The organism is Bacteriovorax sp. HI3 (assembly GCF_059738875.1).
This window is the reverse complement of sequence record NZ_AP026946.1, coordinates 419,454-435,918: the sequence shown is the minus strand read 5'-3', so window position 1 is coordinate 435,918 and position 16,465 is coordinate 419,454. Positions and strand designations below refer to the sequence as shown.

At 39.0% G+C, this 16,465-nt stretch carries 16 protein-coding genes; 12 read left to right on the top strand and 4 right to left on the bottom strand.

Translation table 11 applies throughout. The annotated features are described in order from the left end of the window. Position 1 precedes the first annotated feature (1 nt). Positions 2–1,684, bottom strand: coding sequence for an FAD-dependent oxidoreductase (locus AC6JA8_RS02055; RefSeq protein ID WP_497975549.1), 1,683 nt, complete (start codon positions 1,682–1,684; stop codon positions 2–4). Positions 1,685–1,779: 95 nt separating this feature from the next. Between AC6JA8_RS02055 and AC6JA8_RS02050 the strand changes: the two genes are divergently transcribed. From AC6JA8_RS02050 to AC6JA8_RS02025, 6 genes are all read left to right on the top strand, one after another. After that, on the top strand, positions 1,780–3,633 hold the full coding sequence (locus tag AC6JA8_RS02050; protein WP_497975548.1) for a phospholipase D-like domain-containing protein: 1,854 nt from the start codon (positions 1,780–1,782) through the stop codon (positions 3,631–3,633). A 20-nt stretch (positions 3,634–3,653) separates the two neighbouring features. Continuing rightward, entirely contained in the window at positions 3,654–5,009 is a 1,356-nt protein-coding gene (locus AC6JA8_RS02045; RefSeq protein ID WP_497975547.1) for a sensor histidine kinase, read from the top strand. 3 nt (positions 5,010–5,012) lie between these two features. Beyond that, positions 5,013–6,173: an MFS transporter gene (locus tag AC6JA8_RS02040; protein WP_497975546.1), complete on the top strand. Its 1,161-nt coding sequence runs from the start codon at positions 5,013–5,015 to the stop codon at positions 6,171–6,173. Between the two features lie 34 nt (positions 6,174–6,207). Next, a complete protein-coding gene (locus tag AC6JA8_RS02035; RefSeq protein WP_497975545.1) occupies positions 6,208–6,639 on the top strand; it encodes a hypothetical protein in 432 nt (143 codons plus the stop codon). After that, positions 6,627–7,421 carry a hypothetical protein gene (locus tag AC6JA8_RS02030; protein WP_497975544.1) on the top strand — a complete coding sequence of 265 codons (795 nt, stop codon included), beginning with the start codon at positions 6,627–6,629 and terminating at the stop codon, positions 7,419–7,421. Before AC6JA8_RS02035 ends, AC6JA8_RS02030 begins: the two co-directional genes overlap by 13 nt. Before the next feature lie 133 nt (positions 7,422–7,554). Further along, positions 7,555–7,827, top strand: coding sequence for a hypothetical protein (locus AC6JA8_RS02025; protein WP_497975543.1), 273 nt, complete (start codon positions 7,555–7,557; stop codon positions 7,825–7,827). Here AC6JA8_RS02025 and ligD read toward each other — a convergent pair. From ligD to ku, 3 genes are all read right to left on the bottom strand, one after another. Next, the gene (gene ligD / locus AC6JA8_RS02020; RefSeq protein ID WP_497976870.1) at positions 7,824–9,596 is read right to left on the bottom strand and encodes a DNA ligase D; all 1,773 of its coding nucleotides are present in this window, start codon (positions 9,594–9,596) and stop codon (positions 7,824–7,826) included. The genes AC6JA8_RS02025 and ligD overlap by 4 nt on opposite strands. Positions 9,597–9,673: 77 nt before the next feature. Then, positions 9,674–10,330, bottom strand: a complete 657-nt coding sequence (locus AC6JA8_RS02015; RefSeq protein ID WP_497975542.1) for a DNA polymerase ligase N-terminal domain-containing protein — start codon at positions 10,328–10,330, stop codon at positions 9,674–9,676. After that, positions 10,327–11,199, bottom strand: a complete 873-nt coding sequence (ku, locus tag AC6JA8_RS02010) for a non-homologous end joining protein Ku (RefSeq protein ID WP_497975541.1) — start codon at positions 11,197–11,199, stop codon at positions 10,327–10,329. Before ku ends, AC6JA8_RS02015 begins: the two co-directional genes overlap by 4 nt. Positions 11,200–11,341: 142 nt before the next feature. Between ku and AC6JA8_RS02005 the strand changes: the two genes are divergently transcribed. From AC6JA8_RS02005 to AC6JA8_RS01980, 6 genes are all read left to right on the top strand, one after another. After that, positions 11,342–11,857, top strand: a complete 516-nt coding sequence (locus tag AC6JA8_RS02005; protein ID WP_497975540.1) for a DUF4142 domain-containing protein — start codon at positions 11,342–11,344, stop codon at positions 11,855–11,857. A gap of 164 nt (positions 11,858–12,021) precedes the next feature. After that, positions 12,022–12,453, top strand: coding sequence for a hypothetical protein (locus tag AC6JA8_RS02000; RefSeq protein ID WP_497975539.1), 432 nt, complete (start codon positions 12,022–12,024; stop codon positions 12,451–12,453). Positions 12,454–12,567: 114 nt separating this feature from the next. Beyond that, a complete protein-coding gene (locus AC6JA8_RS01995) occupies positions 12,568–12,984 on the top strand; it encodes a hypothetical protein (RefSeq protein WP_497975538.1) in 417 nt (138 codons plus the stop codon). Then, positions 12,974–14,470, top strand: coding sequence for a hypothetical protein (locus tag AC6JA8_RS01990; protein WP_497975537.1), 1,497 nt, complete (start codon positions 12,974–12,976; stop codon positions 14,468–14,470). The genes AC6JA8_RS01995 and AC6JA8_RS01990 overlap by 11 nt, the downstream gene beginning before the upstream one ends. A 40-nt stretch (positions 14,471–14,510) precedes the next feature. Continuing rightward, positions 14,511–15,515, top strand: coding sequence for a cytochrome P460 family protein (locus tag AC6JA8_RS01985; RefSeq protein WP_497975536.1), 1,005 nt, complete (start codon positions 14,511–14,513; stop codon positions 15,513–15,515). A 9-nt stretch (positions 15,516–15,524) separates the two neighbouring features. After that, complete coding sequence (locus AC6JA8_RS01980; RefSeq protein WP_497975535.1) at positions 15,525–16,463, top strand: hypothetical protein; 939 nt, start codon at positions 15,525–15,527, stop codon at positions 16,461–16,463. Positions 16,464–16,465: the final 2 nt, after the last annotated feature.

Here is a 16,465-nt window from a genome sequence, read left to right as displayed (position 1 = left end):
CTTAACCTACAATCTTTCTAACCTCAGCAGCGGCTTCGGTCGCTGCTGCAAATGAACATTCAAACGCCGGATTGGCCCAATTGTCCTGGTTAGCAAAGAAGATCTTTCCACCAAATGGTTTACACATTTTTTCAAGGTAACCACTTTCGATCAGACCTTTATCGGCCACAGGAATTGAGTGCCCCCAACGAGTCATGCGCATTCCTTTTAAATCATTCCAATCTACGCCGACAGTCTTGGCGAAGTTTTTAAGCTCCTCAGAGATTAAGCGCTTATGTTTGTCGTGAGCTGCTGGGTTGAAGAGGAATTGGCGTGCTCCATCGAATGGAAGAGCTTTATAAACAGTCATAACACCGTTTTGAGTGTCATCGTTTTGTGCCCATGTACCGAAACAAACATCGCTGAAAGCGCGGTTAGATTGCTTCATGGCCATTGGTGGCTCAGGCTTTTCACCTTCAAAACAATAAACATCAAAACCAGCAGACTTAAATGGGTGATTGAAGATGGCATTCGCAACTAAGTATCCGCGGAAATTTAAGTCATCCATCAATTTGATTTGCTCAGCTGGAAGTGAGGGAACAATCAGTTTCGCTACGAATTTTGGAGAAGCTACAATACACGTTTCTGTCTCAACAGTCTTAACAACACCAAGTCCGTCTTCATAGGTAACCCAAACGTTGCCGTTACTTTTTTTATCTACCTTTAAAACGAAGGCCTGCGCGCGAAGAGAGTTCGCAGTCGTTTGCTCTTCAATTTTTTCAAACATTCTTTGAGTGATTCCTGCGTTTCCGCCAGGAAGAGCTAGGACTCCATCAACTTCTGAAGCTACAAAGTTTAACACCTGAAGCGCTGAAAGCTCTTCGATAGATCCATTGAAAGAAGACCAACAATAGAGTTGGAAATATTCCAGGATGTGTGGATGCACTTTCCCGAATTTCTTATTTAACCATTGCTCGAAAGTCATTTTATCCAGCTCAAGATACTCTTCTTTTGATATCGCACTCTCAGGTGTCCATGGAATATCAGGATAAGCTTCGTCGTAAATTCTTCTTAACTCAGCTTCGACATTAATAAAATCCTGTGCATTTTTTGGATCAGTTGTGCCTTTCCAAAAATCACCCATCAGAGATTTTTTGTAAGTGAATTTTGTCTCTTCCGATGTCTCGTGCTTTAGTTCATCTAATAAACCTAATTCTTTAAAAAACGTTTCAATGTCTGAGCCTTCATCTGGAATTGTGACGTAAGCAGCACCAATTGAGTAAGTTGCATTACCGTATGTCTCGCCTTTAGAGTTTCCTCCAAAGTTCGGGTCTTGTTCTAAGATAAGTGGATTTAAATCGCGAAGGCTCCATCCAGCGATCAGGCCAGACATCCCACCGCCAACAATAACAACTTTTCTTTTTTCAGTCGGAAGAGGAATCCCTCCTTTCTTTTTAATGTAACCATCAAGGTTCCATAAAATGTCGTGAGGTCTATTAATATTGTCACCATTGAAATCAAGACTCGCAAACTGATCAGCGCTTAAGACCTGAATAGGAGACATTTGCATAAGACTCTTGGGAAGCAGCTTTTTAAGAACGGCTTCGGATTTTTTGGGCATAGCGAAGGCCATGGCCGTAAAAGCAGAAAGTTTTAGGAAATTGCGACGAGGATTGCTTTGAGACTCATTTAAATTCAATGACATATGAATTATTTCCTTACTGAGAAATTTGTTTGAGGTATAAAACACTTCCCGTGTATTTCTGTCAAGAATTCCTATAAAAATGACGATAAATAGGCGTGATAAGTTTAGTAAATAGGCACATTCTCCTTCTCATCACCTGGATGCTGATTGCTTCATGCAGCTCACACCAGTTAGAGCTTAGTACGCGCGAACCTGCCGGCGAAAACAGCTGTGCAGACCTAATGTCTGCACTCATCCAAAAAAATACTGCTTTAGACACCTCCCCTAAAGAAGCTCCGATCCTTCCAGGGCCTCTTGTCGATGTTCCCCTCACACGGATTATTAGCAAAAGAAAAAGTCTCAAAGAAAAATATATCAAGATTACTGAATCTATTCGCGACTTCCAAATTGGCAAAGACGTGCCAGTCAATGGAAAGACAAAACTTTTACTAGATGCTCGTGAAGGCTATCTGGCAAAAATCATGATGATTAGGAATGCTAAAAAAACCATCGACTTGAGCTATTACATTTTTAAAGACGATGATACAGGTAAGGCCATTTTGCATGAATTAAGACTGGCCATTAAACGCGGTGTAAAAGTACGCATTCTCGTTGACTCCTCAGGATCAATTGCCAAAGCTCCATTTTACGATGATATCAAAGCCCTCATTGCCTTAAGCGGAAGAGCTGTTCTTGATGAATATGGCAATCCTACTGGTGAGTACGCCCACGCCGAAGCGATGCTCTTTAATCCCGTTTTTAATATACGTGCCCACGTCGCGAACTGGGTAAAAACGATTCATAACTTATTTGCCAGTGAAAATGAAAAAATCCCTCTTGCCACTTTTACCATCAATCGCAGAAGTCATGACAAAATACTTCTGATCGATGCTCACTCTGAAACGGATTCAATGGCCATTATAGGTGGAAGAAACATCGCCGACAGGTACTACTCGGTCAATTCAGGTGAAGACAATCCAATACTTGATGCAGAAATTCTCATCAAAGGTCTTGCAACAAAAGATGAAAATGGAAATATTCAAAACTCACTGGAAGACCACTATAATAAAATTTATTTCTATCTCGCCAACAAAAACTTTGAAAATTTCCTTTTCAAAACCAATCGTGCTCAAGTGAAAAAAGAATTCAAAGAAATGCGCGTTAGTGCAAAAAATCTTTTTGATGAAGATGGTCCCTTACATGAACAACTCAAACAAATGGAAGAAGATAAATTTCTTGAAACGGATTTTGAAGACGGATTAATTTCGATCATTAATGAAATCCAAAACCTCAGCCGCACTAAAATTTTCCTGGCACCGCAAGGAGCTCACAATAAGAAAAATGGAAACTCTCTAGTGGCTAAACTTCATGCGGAAATCGCCAAAGCTGAAGATACGGTTGATATCGTCTCGCCTTATTTCTGGATCCCCGATGAGGAGATTGAATTTCTCATTGATTGGGCAAAAAAGCATCCACATCGAAAAGTGCGAATCTTTTCTAACTCGATAACAACCACAGATAATATTATTGCCCAGTCAATGGTGGATGCGACTTTTCAAGAGACAATCATTAAGCGCATCAAAGGCACTCCCTATGAAAAGCAGTTTGAGATCTACTCCTATGGTAGAATTGATGATGAAATCCTGGGAGGGGATAAGCGCTATGGATTCCTCCATGCAAAGCTAGTCATTACCGACAATAAGGTTGTTACCGTCTCAACTTCTAATTTAGACCCAATTTCGAGGCACTTAAATTCAGAAGTCGGAACCACCATTGAAAACCTCCCTAAGAACTCTAAGAACTTGCAGAAGTTGGTAAAATACATTGATGATCTGGAGAAAAACTCTACACTATGGGGAAGTGCTGAATGGGAAGAAATACGCAGGCATCCTAACAATAGGATTATGACGATTTTACAAGCCTTTGTAACTAAAATCATTTATGCATTAAACTTAGTTCCTATTATCTAAAAACGGGGCAACTAATTTCGATGCACCAAGAGAAAAAGCAATACATTGAAGATCAGTTGAGCAACGACTACGTCGTGAAGGCCCAAAATTCTTCTATCGCTTTTCTCCTCGGGGCCCTGCTCTACTTTTTCTTGCACAAAGAGCATGATAAATACCAAATTTATATTATTATCTTGCTCGTTGGAATCGTTATCCTCTCTCTTCTTAGACTCTACAATGCCAATCGCTACATCAATAAGAAAGTTCCTCTTCAGGATGCTGTTAAGATTGCCAGTTTCAGTGCCATTTTCAATGGGCTTCTGTGGTCTGCCGTTGGCATTTTTTCTATACTCTCCTTTAATACTGTCAGTGTGCAAATCATTATCACATTTATTATTCTCATTAGTTTTAGTGCCGGCTCTCTCTTAACACTCTCTCACCGCTGGCCAGTTTTAATGATTTTTAACTTTGCTATCTTATGCCCTCAAGTTTTTTATGCTTTCTACCATCGCAGTGAAGATAGTGGCAGCCTTTGGCTTCTGGCCTACACTGTTGTTAACATCATCTATATTTTTAGACAGGCCAATGTTGTTCAAAGCGAACTTAGAATGCGCTTTACCTCTGAATACAATTTAAAAGAATCACTTGAAGCAATCGCTCTTAGTAAAAAAACACTGGAAGAAGAAAGTATCAAGACCTTTCACGCTTCCCGTCTGTCTTCTCTCGGAGAAATGGCCGGAGGAGTGGCCCACGAAATAAACAACCCTCTAACCATTATTCAGGGAATTACTAAATCCATCATGGTTCACGATCAATTGAAAACTGATGACCAAACTCGTGAAAAGCTCGGCAAAATCCATGCTGCCAGCCAACGTATTGCTAAGATCGTAAAAGGAATGAAAACAATTTCAAGCAAGCATGATCAGATTGAACACGAAGAATTAAAAGTCAGTAAAGCACTCGAATTGTCTCTGGGACTTTTTGAAGAACGTTTAAAAAATGAAAGTGTTATTTTTCATTATGAGAATTTAACTGACCCTACAATCAGATGTAACCCTCAACAGGTTTCACAGATTATTATTAATCTTTTAAGTAACGCCCTCGATGCTCTCTTAAGAGTCGATATTCAAAGCCATCGCCTGGACGTTTTAGTGATTGAGGACAAGTCCAATCAAGCGGTAGATATCAGAGTTATTAATAGCGGACCTCTTATTGATCCTGAAGTCGAAACAAAGATCTTTGAGCCTTTTTTCTCTACCAAGTCATTAGGACAAGGAACAGGCCTTGGATTAAGCATTTCACAAACCCTTGCAGGGAATAATGGTGGGTATTTGAGTTATGAAGTGTATCAAGGTAAAGTATGCTTCAAACTTAGACTGCCAACGGTGAATGTATAATTTATGAAAATTATCTGGCCCCTTATTCTAATTTCTTATGCCAGCCTTTTTGTTTTTGGAATTAGCGACAATATTCGCGGCCCCCTCTTTCCTGAAATCCTAAAAGACTTCAATGTCAGCGATTCAATGGGATCATTGATGTTTGCCTTAAGCTCAATCTCAGGTTTTTTTGCCAGCCACTTAACCAGGCACCTACTAAGACGTTATGACAGAAAATCCATTCTACAAATTGGATGCTTAGGTTTAACTTTTGCACTTCTAGGGATGGCCCTGGCCCCAAGCTTTCAGATTTTCCTGGCCCTAAGTGTGATCTTCGGAATGTGTTCTGGGATTCTTGGGCTCATTCCCAATGTTCTGGTCCCCTTGGGAGCTTCTGCTGAAAAAAAGCAGCAGCTTTTATCAGGACTACATGCCATGTATGGGATTGCCAGCCTGCTTGCGCCAATGTTAGTTGCAGCTGTTGGATTTTTCACTAAAAATTGGAGAATTACTTTTGCCTTAACAGCAGTAACTCCATTGATCCTCTATTTTTACTCTCTTCATAAAAGTCATTACCCTCACCACCAAAAACCAAAACTGACTGCAGAAGAACATAAGGCAAATAGAAAAAAGAATTTTAAGCCGCAAATCTTCCTGGCCTTCATGGTGAGTTTTGCCGTTGCTGCTGAAGTAATGATGTCTTCGCGTCTGGCCCTGTATATGAGACGCGTATGGAATTACGACCTGGAAATGTCGAGCCTCTACGTCACGTATTTTTTTATTGCTCTTCTTTTAGGACGACTGCTTTTTACCGGCGTGAAGTTTAACCGCTCTATTCCCTTTCAGCTCTCGGCCTGTTTATTGATTACAGCGATGTGTATTTCTCTGGGACTTTTTATTCATCCTCTCTTTTTTGCTGTTGCAGGTATGAGTATTGCGCCTTTTTACCCCCTGGCCATTGCCATGATTTCTTCTGAGTTTCCTCATGACCTGGACACCGCCGTCTCTTATATGATGGCAACAGACTCTATGATGCTGGCAATTATGCATGTGACGGTTGGAAAACTGAGTGATGAATACGGAATTCACCAGGCCATGTACTCTGAAGCTTTCTTTCTTACGGTGTCATTCATTTTAGTGAACACCTACCATTTCTTTTTCAAAAGAAATGCGCAAAATCACTAAAGACTATTTTTTGATTCTGCATTATCATTAATCTATGAAGTTTTTAATGAAACATTCATTGATGGTCATGGCCGTTACGGCTATTGTCATCACTCAATTTATTCTTCCATGGTCTGGGGTGAATGATGCTTATCCAATTTTTAACTGGAGCATCTTCTCTTTTAGTCTTCCAACCACTCAGGCCACTACCATTCGCGTGACTTTTAAAGATAATATCGGCGAACACGTTTGTTACCTGACTCTTTGCCCGCGTGAGCTTAGAACCGGCAACCGCAACGAACTTATCTGGAAAGCAGTGAACTGGGAAAAAGCTGTAGATAAATCGCTGGCAAAACCTACCTTTTTTTCAAACTTAGATGAAAGAATCACTCACTATGAAATTCTAAAAGTCGACATTGATCATACGAAAGCTTTTGCACCTGAAACAATCACTCCTGTTCAGGTATTGGGGAAATGGAAAGAATGATGATGAAAAATAGAATCACACTTCTTTACCTGACCCTTTTTGTGCTCATCATGGCCCATGTCACCCAATTTCTTTATATTTTAAATTTAAGGCCTACTGATATTCTCTGGCCGGTTAAATGGATTCCAGAATCAGCATGGTTTTTTACTGGCAATATTATGCTTGGAGCTTCCCTTCTAAGTACTTTCTTTTTGGCGGTTAAGAGCAAACACCGCTTATTAAGAATCATCTCTTTTGTTTCCGTCTTCTTCCTTCTTGCTATGTATTTTTCCTATGGAAAAATCAATCATGGGTTTCATCAATGGATTTATGTTCTCGCTGCCTTAATGATTCCTCAAAACTTCAAAAAAGAAACGACTGATTGGTGGAGACAGAATCTCGCTGGGATTTTTACTTTAACTTATTTCTGCTCTGGCATCTGGAAGATCAGGGGCTTTTTTGATTTTGCCATTTCCTATAAACAATACAGCTTGGCCGACTATCTTCGCATACAAGTAAACAATGCCACCTTAGATAATGGGCCTTCTTACTTTATTCACTTTTTTAATTCTCCTTCGAGCAACAGCTTTCTTATTCTAGGTGCCTTACTAGTGATTGCCCTTCAAGTGTTGCCTTTTCTTTTTGTTTTCAAGAAAAAATATCTTCCAGCCTTTATCTGCGTCGCTCTTTTTCACACCATGACACTTATCTCTCTTAAGGTTTGGTTCTTTCAAAGCATCATTCTTGCTGCAATTCTCCTTCTAGACTTCGATCAGCAAGAACATGAAATCAAAGAAAATTAAAAGCATCGTTTCAAAACTGACTCATCTACTTTTTTAATTTAACTTTAAGTTCTTGTAGGTCCTATTAAGCTTCTATTTTCTCCTTGATAAGCTGAATTTAAGAGGGGCGATTCCCTCTCTAATGGAGGAAGAAATGAGCGCTGAGCAAATCATTACTGTTTCGGTTATGGCCCTTTGGTTTTTGTTTCCCATCGGGATGTTTATTTCGGTCTGGAGACAACAAGACGATGAAAAGCGTACAGTTTATCCAGCGAAGTCCAAAAGACCAGAAACCATCCATGTTGTACCTCACGCTTCCTATGTTTATGAAGACAATCTTGACGATGAAAATCACTATCAGGATTATGACTACACTAAGATCCCGAAGAAAGATTCTAACAGAGATACTCACTACACCAATAACTAGTGCTTGCTTTTATATTTTTTAAAGTCATCCAGGACTTTGATTTTTTGTTTTAACTTTAAATAACCTTTCCAAGGGTCTGATCTCTTTTTAAGAAGTTTAGGAACATCCTTAAGCGTATAAGAGTGTCCACTCTTTAATTTTTTAGCTTCTGCCCATGTAATGGGTAAAGCAACAGGTGCATGCTCTCTGGCCCGTACAGAATAAGGAGCAATCGCAGTGGCCCCATACCCATTTCTCAAATAGTCTAAGAAAATTTTCCCTTTCCTCTTGGCCTTAGAGACAGTAGTTGTGTATTTCTCAGGATGAGCGGATTCCATTTGCTCACAGATTTTTTTAGCAAATTCTTTAATTTCATCCCAGTTATATTGAGGAGAGACTGGTACTTGGACATGGAGCCCTTTTCCTCCGCTGACTTTGATAAAAGATTTTAATTTCAATTTTTCCAATAAGGCCTTAAGTTCAAAAGCTGCAGATTTAACTTTTTCGAAACTCATACCTTCATCTGGATCGAAATCAAAAACGATTTGATTAGCATAATCAATATGCTGGTAGTCTCCTCCTCTCACATGAATTTCGAGTGTGCCTAATTGAACCAGCTCTCTTAAACCGTCTATCGAATCGATATAAAGCACCTGCTCTTTCTTCTCTTTTAGCTTAGAGACAATATCCTGACTCTTAATACCTTCCTCATCTGTTTCGGCATGCTTCTGAAAAAAGCAGGTATGATCATATCCAGCTGGACATCTCAATAGGGCCAGAGGTCTGTCTTTGAGATGAGGAATAATCCATTTTTCAATCGCTTTATAATAATCTAACAGGTCTTGCTTCGTGATTTGATCTTCTGGATAAAGAATTTTATCCGGACTGCTTATCTCTGCTGCCATTTTATTCTTCTTCTGAAGCACTGCTTTTTTCACCGGGAGCTCCAGCATAACCTCTGGTGCTTTTTTATCTTTTCTTAATCCTTTAAAGGCTGCATGTCTCAAAATCTTATCCTCCGTCCAGGTTGAAAATTCAATATTGGCCACGAGAGAGGGCTTTACCCAAAACTGCTGCCTTCCTTTAGGGGATTTCATTTCAAAGGGAGATTTAGTTATTTGCAGGTTTTTTAAGGATTTTAATAGAGCTGTACTCGTTTTGTTATTAAATCCTGTTCCGACTTTTCCGATGTATTGAAATTCTCCCTTTTCATTATGTACTCCCAGTAAAATCGCTCCAAGAGAAGCACTATTTTTTTGAAGGGTATAGCCGCCAATGACGAACTCCTGGACATTTTTACATTTAATCTTTAACCAGTTTTTCCCTCTTCCAGATGAATACTCACCGTGGATATTTTTAGAAATAATCCCTTCTAATTCATTCTCGCAGGCACTCTTAAAAACGTTCGCCCCATCTTCATCCCAATGGGAACTGTATATAATCTTTTTGGACTTAGTCTTTTGAATGACTTGCTCAAGAAGTTTTTTTCTTTCAGCAAGAGGAAATCTTCTAATGTCAAAGCCATTTAAAAAGAGAAGGTCAAAAACATAGTAGATTAGCTTTCCGTCATCTTTTTCTTCCAAAGCGTTTTGCAATCCTTGAAAACTTGAGTGCCCATGCTCATCAAGCCAAACAATCTCTCCATCCATGACAATGTCATCGACAGGAAGTTTTTCACATTCTTTTAAAATGCTTTGATACTTCTTACTCCAATCAAGTCCATTTCGAGTGATGAGCTGTAGCGATTTTTTCTCTTTTCGGCAAAGGGTCCGATAACCGTCATATTTGATTTCATGAATCCAGTCTTCGCTAAGAGGTGGTGAGTCGACAAGAGTTGCTAATTGTAAAGATCCAATCTCTGCAAAGGTTAGAGGTTTTGTTTTCTTAGGGCTTTTTTTTTAGCAGTGGACTTTGTTTTTACCACCTTCTTTTTCATAGGGATTTTCTTTTTAAGTGTCTTTAACTCCACTCCACCTTCCAGATCTTCAATCGTGACGCCCGAAATAACACTTCGATCATTCTCAGTAACATCTACACCAGACACTGCTCCTTCATCGTCTTTTTTTACCAGAAGCCAGTTTGGTTTTTTATTTTCTCCCTGTCTGGTCCTTAGAAGCATCCAATGCCCTTCAAGTTTTTCACCATGTAGTTCAAAATCAAGATGCCCCTTTTTAAGTTGCTCATGAACGTTCTTAGGAGGAGTCCACTCCCCCTTATCCCACACGATAACGTGACCTCCGCCATATTCGCCTTTTGGAATCTCTCCTTCGAAATTGGCATAGTCCACAGGGTGATCTTCAACTTCTACCGCTAACCTTTTAACCTTTGGATCCAATGATGGCCCTTTCGGAACAGCCCAGCTCTTTAAAACTCCATCCAACTCCAAACGAAAGTCATAGTGAAGATGACTGGCATGATGTTTTTGAACAACAAAAATATGCTTATTTTTTGCTGAGCCTTTGAGGCCTTTAGGCTCAGCTGTTTTCTTGAAGTTTCTTTTGGCCTTATATTGTTTTAACGTCATGCTCTCGCTCGCTTTTTCTTAACAACTCTTTTTGCAGGAGTTCGGCTTTTATGGCCGGTCTTTCTTTGTCCATGAGTTTCCCCAAGGCTTTTTTGCAGAAAAGGCAGGAGATCGAGAACATTAGTGTCTGTTTCCTGGGCCTCTTCTTCCAAATCCTCATTTTCTTCCACATCGCCTTTTTTAATTTTCTTTTTAATGTATTTTAAAAGTTCATCCTGATATGTATCTTTGTATTGTTCTGGTTTCCACTTAGCCGTCATTTCATCAACGAGTACTTTCGCTGCCTTTAATTCACGAGGAGAAATTTTGACTTTTTTCAAATCAAAATCATCCAAAAAATTTGCTTCATGGGTTTCCTGAATTTCATGAGCAAATCGGAGCATCTCTAAAACGAGGTACTCATCCCGGGCCATAACGGCAACAAGGTGCTGCTTACTCCTCAAGACAAATTTTGCAATCGCCACTTTACTAGTGTCTTCAAGTATCTTTCTTAAAAGCACATAGCCTTTTTCACCATTTTTTCCAGGAACCAGGTAATAGGGTTTTTCAAAGAGAAGTACATCCACTTCATCAAGAGAGATAAAATCTTCAATATCAATAGTCCTCGTGGCCTTGGGATTGGCCTTTAAAAAGTCTTCTTCAGTAATAATTACAAATTGATTTTTCTTATACTCATAGGCCTTTTCAATATCTTTTCTATCAACTTCTCGGCCTGTTGCTTTGTTGTATTGTTTATATCCTATTGGGGCTTTATTCCTTTTATCGAGCATCTTAAAGCTAAGTCTTTCCTCCTCTTTTGCGCTCATGACTGAAACAGGGATATTTAACAGCCCAAAACTAATTGCCCCGCTCCAAATTCCTCTTGCCATGCACACCTCCTTCGTACATCACTCCATTCATTGTCTTGCATTTCTTGTACCCAATAATTCCCGACTATCTGGTATGCAAATTGCTTAACTACAAAATCGTGTTCATTAACGAGGAAATATTCCTCAAAACTAAGGAGTGTTTATGAAAATCAAGTTCCTATTATTAACTCTTGCCTTAACGTCTGCTTTTTCTTTTACAGCACATGCACAGGCCATGAATGATCATCAAATCGCAGAAATTCTTGAAGAGGCAAATGATGCAGAGATCGATGCTGCCAAACTAGCTAAAGACGATGCTTCTCATAAAGAAGTTAAAGAATTTGCTAAACATATGATTGAAGAACATAAAAAGAACGAAAAAGAGACAAAGAAAATTGTAAAAAAGAACGATATTGACCCAGAAGACTCTGAGTGGTCAAAAGCATTAAAAGAGAGTGCGAAAGAAAATAAAAAAATGTTAAAAAAACAAAAAGGCATGGCATTTGATAAAATGTATATGGAGCAACAAGTTTCTATGCACCAGCAACTTCTCAATGACCTAGATCAGAAGTTTATTCCAAATGCAACAAAACCAGAATTTAAGTCTCACCTACAAGCGACTAGAGAGCATGTCAGCAAACATCTTGAGCAGGCCAAAGCTATCCAATCAAAACTTTAATTTTCCAAGCAAGGTAAAGAGAGGGACTTAAAACCCCCTCTCTTTATCTACTTTCTGTGTCGGCCCTCTTTTGCCACAGCCTTTTATCTCTGCATAATAATTTCTCATTCGTTGTTAATTCTTATCCAAATGATAGGTTGATAAAAACTACATTTGGAGGTTTTATGAAAGTATTACTTGTTTCTCTTCTTTTATCCCTAACATCACTTCTACAAGCAAAAGAGTTTTCTCCCAAAAATCTTGATTGCCAATTTAAAATTTCAACAGATGAAAAGACGATCTCACTTCCAATGATTTATTCTGAAAGTGGCATCATTGGCCCAGCATGGATCAGCGGATTTAAAAATGAAAAAGCTCAATACCGCGCACTTGCTTTTGGAGGAATGCCAATAAAAAATAAGCTTATTCTCCTTTATGTTGAAATTGTACGCGATGAAATCTATGAAGCTAATGGAAGTGTCAACGGTTCATCAAAGGTTTATAAAGCAAATCTGGCCCTTAACAATGATAGCCGAAGTGGATTTATCTCATCAGAAGTAACTCAATGGCCGGAAGGAAGCAGCGAAACGCTTGCGGTTGTTTGCGAAGTACAATAACAAAATTGTCTAAAGGGCCTGCGGGCCCTTTTTCCTTTCATCAACATTGTCCTCATTCAAGTTTTGTTGTAGCCTAAAAGAGTATAATTAGACATAACAACCAAGGAATCCCTAATGAAAAAATGGGGACAATTCATTCCCTATCTTATCATTTTAGCCTTTTGTTTAATCAATGTGTGGGTGGTGGGTCCAAACAGAGATAATAAAGTACGCCTGCCTTTTTTTAACTGGTGCTTGTTCTGCACGGCTGATGCTCAACATATAAAATATTACGAAGTCCAAATCCAAGGGCCTAATAAGCCTCTGGTCATTTTCAATAACAGAAATAACCGCAACCAAATAGATGCTCTACGCATAACAGAGATCATGTCTCTTTACACAAAATCTCAATTAACACCAAGTCGTCTAAAAGATTTAACTGGTCAAAAAAATGCTACGGTCTTTCTTTACGAAGTAGGTTGTGACATTCATCAGTGGTTTATCAAAAATGAATGTGGTCCAACTAAACTACTGGCGGTTTATGAAATCTAAAATAGATAATGGAGTTCAATATCCAACAATCATCGCCTTTCTTTTTTACCTGGCACATGCATTTTTCCTGCCGCGGCTAACTGTTTTTTTAAATAGCCAGATGCCGGCCAACTATTATCAGTGGCCGATTCGACTTGTCCTGGAAAATGCAGGAAATCCTTTAATTGGAAAATGGCTTATTGTTGTTTTTTGCGTTTCTGTTTATTTTCTATCTGTTTTTTATGGAAGAAAGAAGTCGATTCAGTTCCTGGTTGTTCTAACAAATTTATTCTATATTGCCATGACCAGCTTTCCTGTCTTGGCAATTAACGCAAACGAATCCTTCTGTTTTTTTTATTTCTCAATCGCTCTTCTCTTTTTTAATTTTGATAAGAAGTTTTTTGTCGATAAATATAAAGTTTTGATGGCCATTGCCGTCTCACCTTACGTACTTTCTGGACTAATCAAGATTTATCAATACGGTCAATTCCTGACAGATAAAACACTATTCAACAGAATCATTGAACTTGAGTATTTCAGCCATCGAAGTTCATTCTTGGTTCCATTTTTAAAAGGGTATGAGTTCTCTACCTACCCACTTTTACCGCTAGCTCTTTTATTGCAAGTTTCAGGTATATTCGCCATAAGCTCAAAGCGTTTTCGTAAGTTCTGGATACCTTCTATTCTCTTTTTTCATTTATCAAACTCAGTTTTATTTAATATCCATTTCTTTTTTTCGTTTCTCATCCTTCCTTTTTCTTTCTTTAATTCTGAATCTGAAGAAAACGTTGAAAGAGATGCAACCAATATCATAGTGCAGACATTTTATTTGCTTTCTATTTTTACCGTTCAGAACTTATTTAGGTTCACAACACTTGCTTTACCGGAGGGGGAACTTGCAAGCCTGCGCATTTACTCCATGATCTATATGGCCATCACCTTCGCTGTCATTTTCTTATATAAAAAGAACTTTATGCGTACCATTTTCTTTATTTCTCTTATCTTCAATACTGTCTTATTAGTAGCCTATAACATCCCTTTTTCTTTTCCCGATCACATTATTTTGATCGTCTTGGCCTTTGCATTCCTGAAAGATCTAAAGAGTCCTTTAATGGGAATAAGGGAATGGATACTAAAAGGAATGACTTTTGTTGGTGGGTTAAGGGCCACGTTACTAGCAGTCATCATTATTGCAAAGTTGCCTTTCGTTCATTTTCCTTTAGAGCAATTACCACGTTCACTTAAATTTATGGTCGAACTACCAACAACCGGACAATGGAACCTCATCATTTTTGCTGTGATTGCTGCTTTAGAAATATATTTTCAAAAGATCTCTTCCAGAGTCTGGGCACTCCCACTTTTAATTAGTGCTCATCTTTATCTTGCCTGCTTTTTCTATGTCACCAGTTCTTACTATTTATTCTGGGTCATTTTAATTATCGCAATGAGCAATGTGAAAAGTTCAACTACTCCAAACAAGTGGACAATTGCCACTTGCGAAGGATAAAATTTTTTTACAGTTATTATTGGATTGCCGGAGTATTTTAGTGAGTTCTTTTAAATTGAAGCACGTATTCTTTTTGTTACTTACTGTCTCAATCATGGCCTGTCGCTTTTCTGCGAATGACAATTCACTCAATGAAGATCTTAAAAAGAAATTAAAAGATACTAAGAATCCCGTTTCTGAAGACGTTCTTAACGGAATGAAATGGGAAGAGTTTGAAAACTTCTACCGCGACTGGCGCATGGTCACGTCAACTTTCAGAACAGACAGAGACCAGCTTCGAGTTATTTTTGCCAATGATATTGCCTGGAAAGCTCTCAACGAAGGAAAGTCTTTTCCAGATGGAGCGATGTTTGCCAAGACAGGATTTCAAGTTGAAGAGGATGAAAGATTTCCTTCAAGTAAAATCCCTTCAAACCAACTTAGACTCATGGTTATGAAGCGCGATCATAAGCTTTACCCAGATACAGACGGATGGGGTTATGCTCTTATGAACCGCAGAAGACTTGAGCGCTTAGAAAAAGGTGAAGTCCCGGAGAAGTACGAGTCGATTACAGACTTCCAGACGTCATGTCATGCTTGTCACCAGTTAGCGAGCAACACAGATTTCGTTTTCTCTAAACCAATGCTTAACAATGTTCTCGGACGCACAACTTCTGTTAATGGAATGGAAACTCTTATTTCAAAGTTCCAGAAGGCAAATGCTCCATTCTCTCAAAAAGTGGCCCTGGAAATTTTCCAAGAGATGGGAGTAGATAAAAAGCATCTAGAGAATCTTTGGTATATGGAAATGCCTCTCTTTGAAGGTGCCCTTCCAGAGCTAAGAGCTTCTCTCACAAAATTCACCGGGAAAAATAATCACAACTACCTGGTCTTTGATCCAGCTTCACAACTCTATGCTTTAAGTATTCCGGAAAACTCTTTGAAAAAATGCCAGAGCGCTCAAAAATACTATACTGGTTGCCTGGATAAGAAGATCCCGAGAAAAAATATGGTGGAAGTCACTCACATCGTAACAATTTGTGATGGGCAAGAATTAACCCATTAATAAGCCACTATGCTCAAAATAAACAAGATTATCCTTTTAGCATTCTTCTTACTCATGGGGCAAATGCCCCTGAGTATTGCCAAGGAAATGATCACTCAAGACTTTATCTCTGAGCCTCTCTCCCTTCAGCAAAAAAAACAAATCGAAGAATGGGTTACTGGCAAAAAAATCGACACTATCGTTTCGGGAACTATTAATCTACACCCAAACATCAAGCTTCCCCCGGGAGGCGAGCTTCACTTGAGGCTTGTGAATATTTCATCGATTTATCGCCCTTTTATTTTTAAGCGCCTCTACAATGTTCAGTTCCCATATAAGTACCAAATTACGACTTCGGATTTTGTTGGCGGCATTGGCCCACAGGCCTTATTTGAACCTTACTATCTGGAAGCATTTTACTATCGCTACCGAGCGGATAAAACTCCTCGCTATGATGATTCTGAAGGAGTTGTCGGTGGAGAAGCTTGGGGGAATCCGGGAAGACCCTATCCACTTTCATTTGGACAAAATCGCGATTTCCAATTGAACTTCTGGTGGACACCGGAATTATTTGGCTCACGTTTTTCACCTTCAATTAAATCTTCTCCTTCACTCACGTCTGGCTGGTTATACCTATCTAATGTGTTAAAGAAGAAACTTGATAACGTTAAACAGATTGAAGGCAGTATTTATGTTTGTGACAAAAAACTTCAACTTGTAAAATCAACTTCGTTTAAGATCGCTGACCTGAACAAACCCATTGAATGGCATATTGATTTACCAAATACGGTTACTGGTTTTATCAGCGTAACGGCCACAGCGAAAACACCAGATGGTAAAACTGTTTATCTTCGCGGAGGAAGAGCAAGTCCGAAAGTGGTCATCAATCTTCCGGCCGTCAGTTTAAAAATAGTTCTAACAACAATCAGTAATAAAACAGCTCCGGCCTGCACTCCACGAGATAGTTAAGG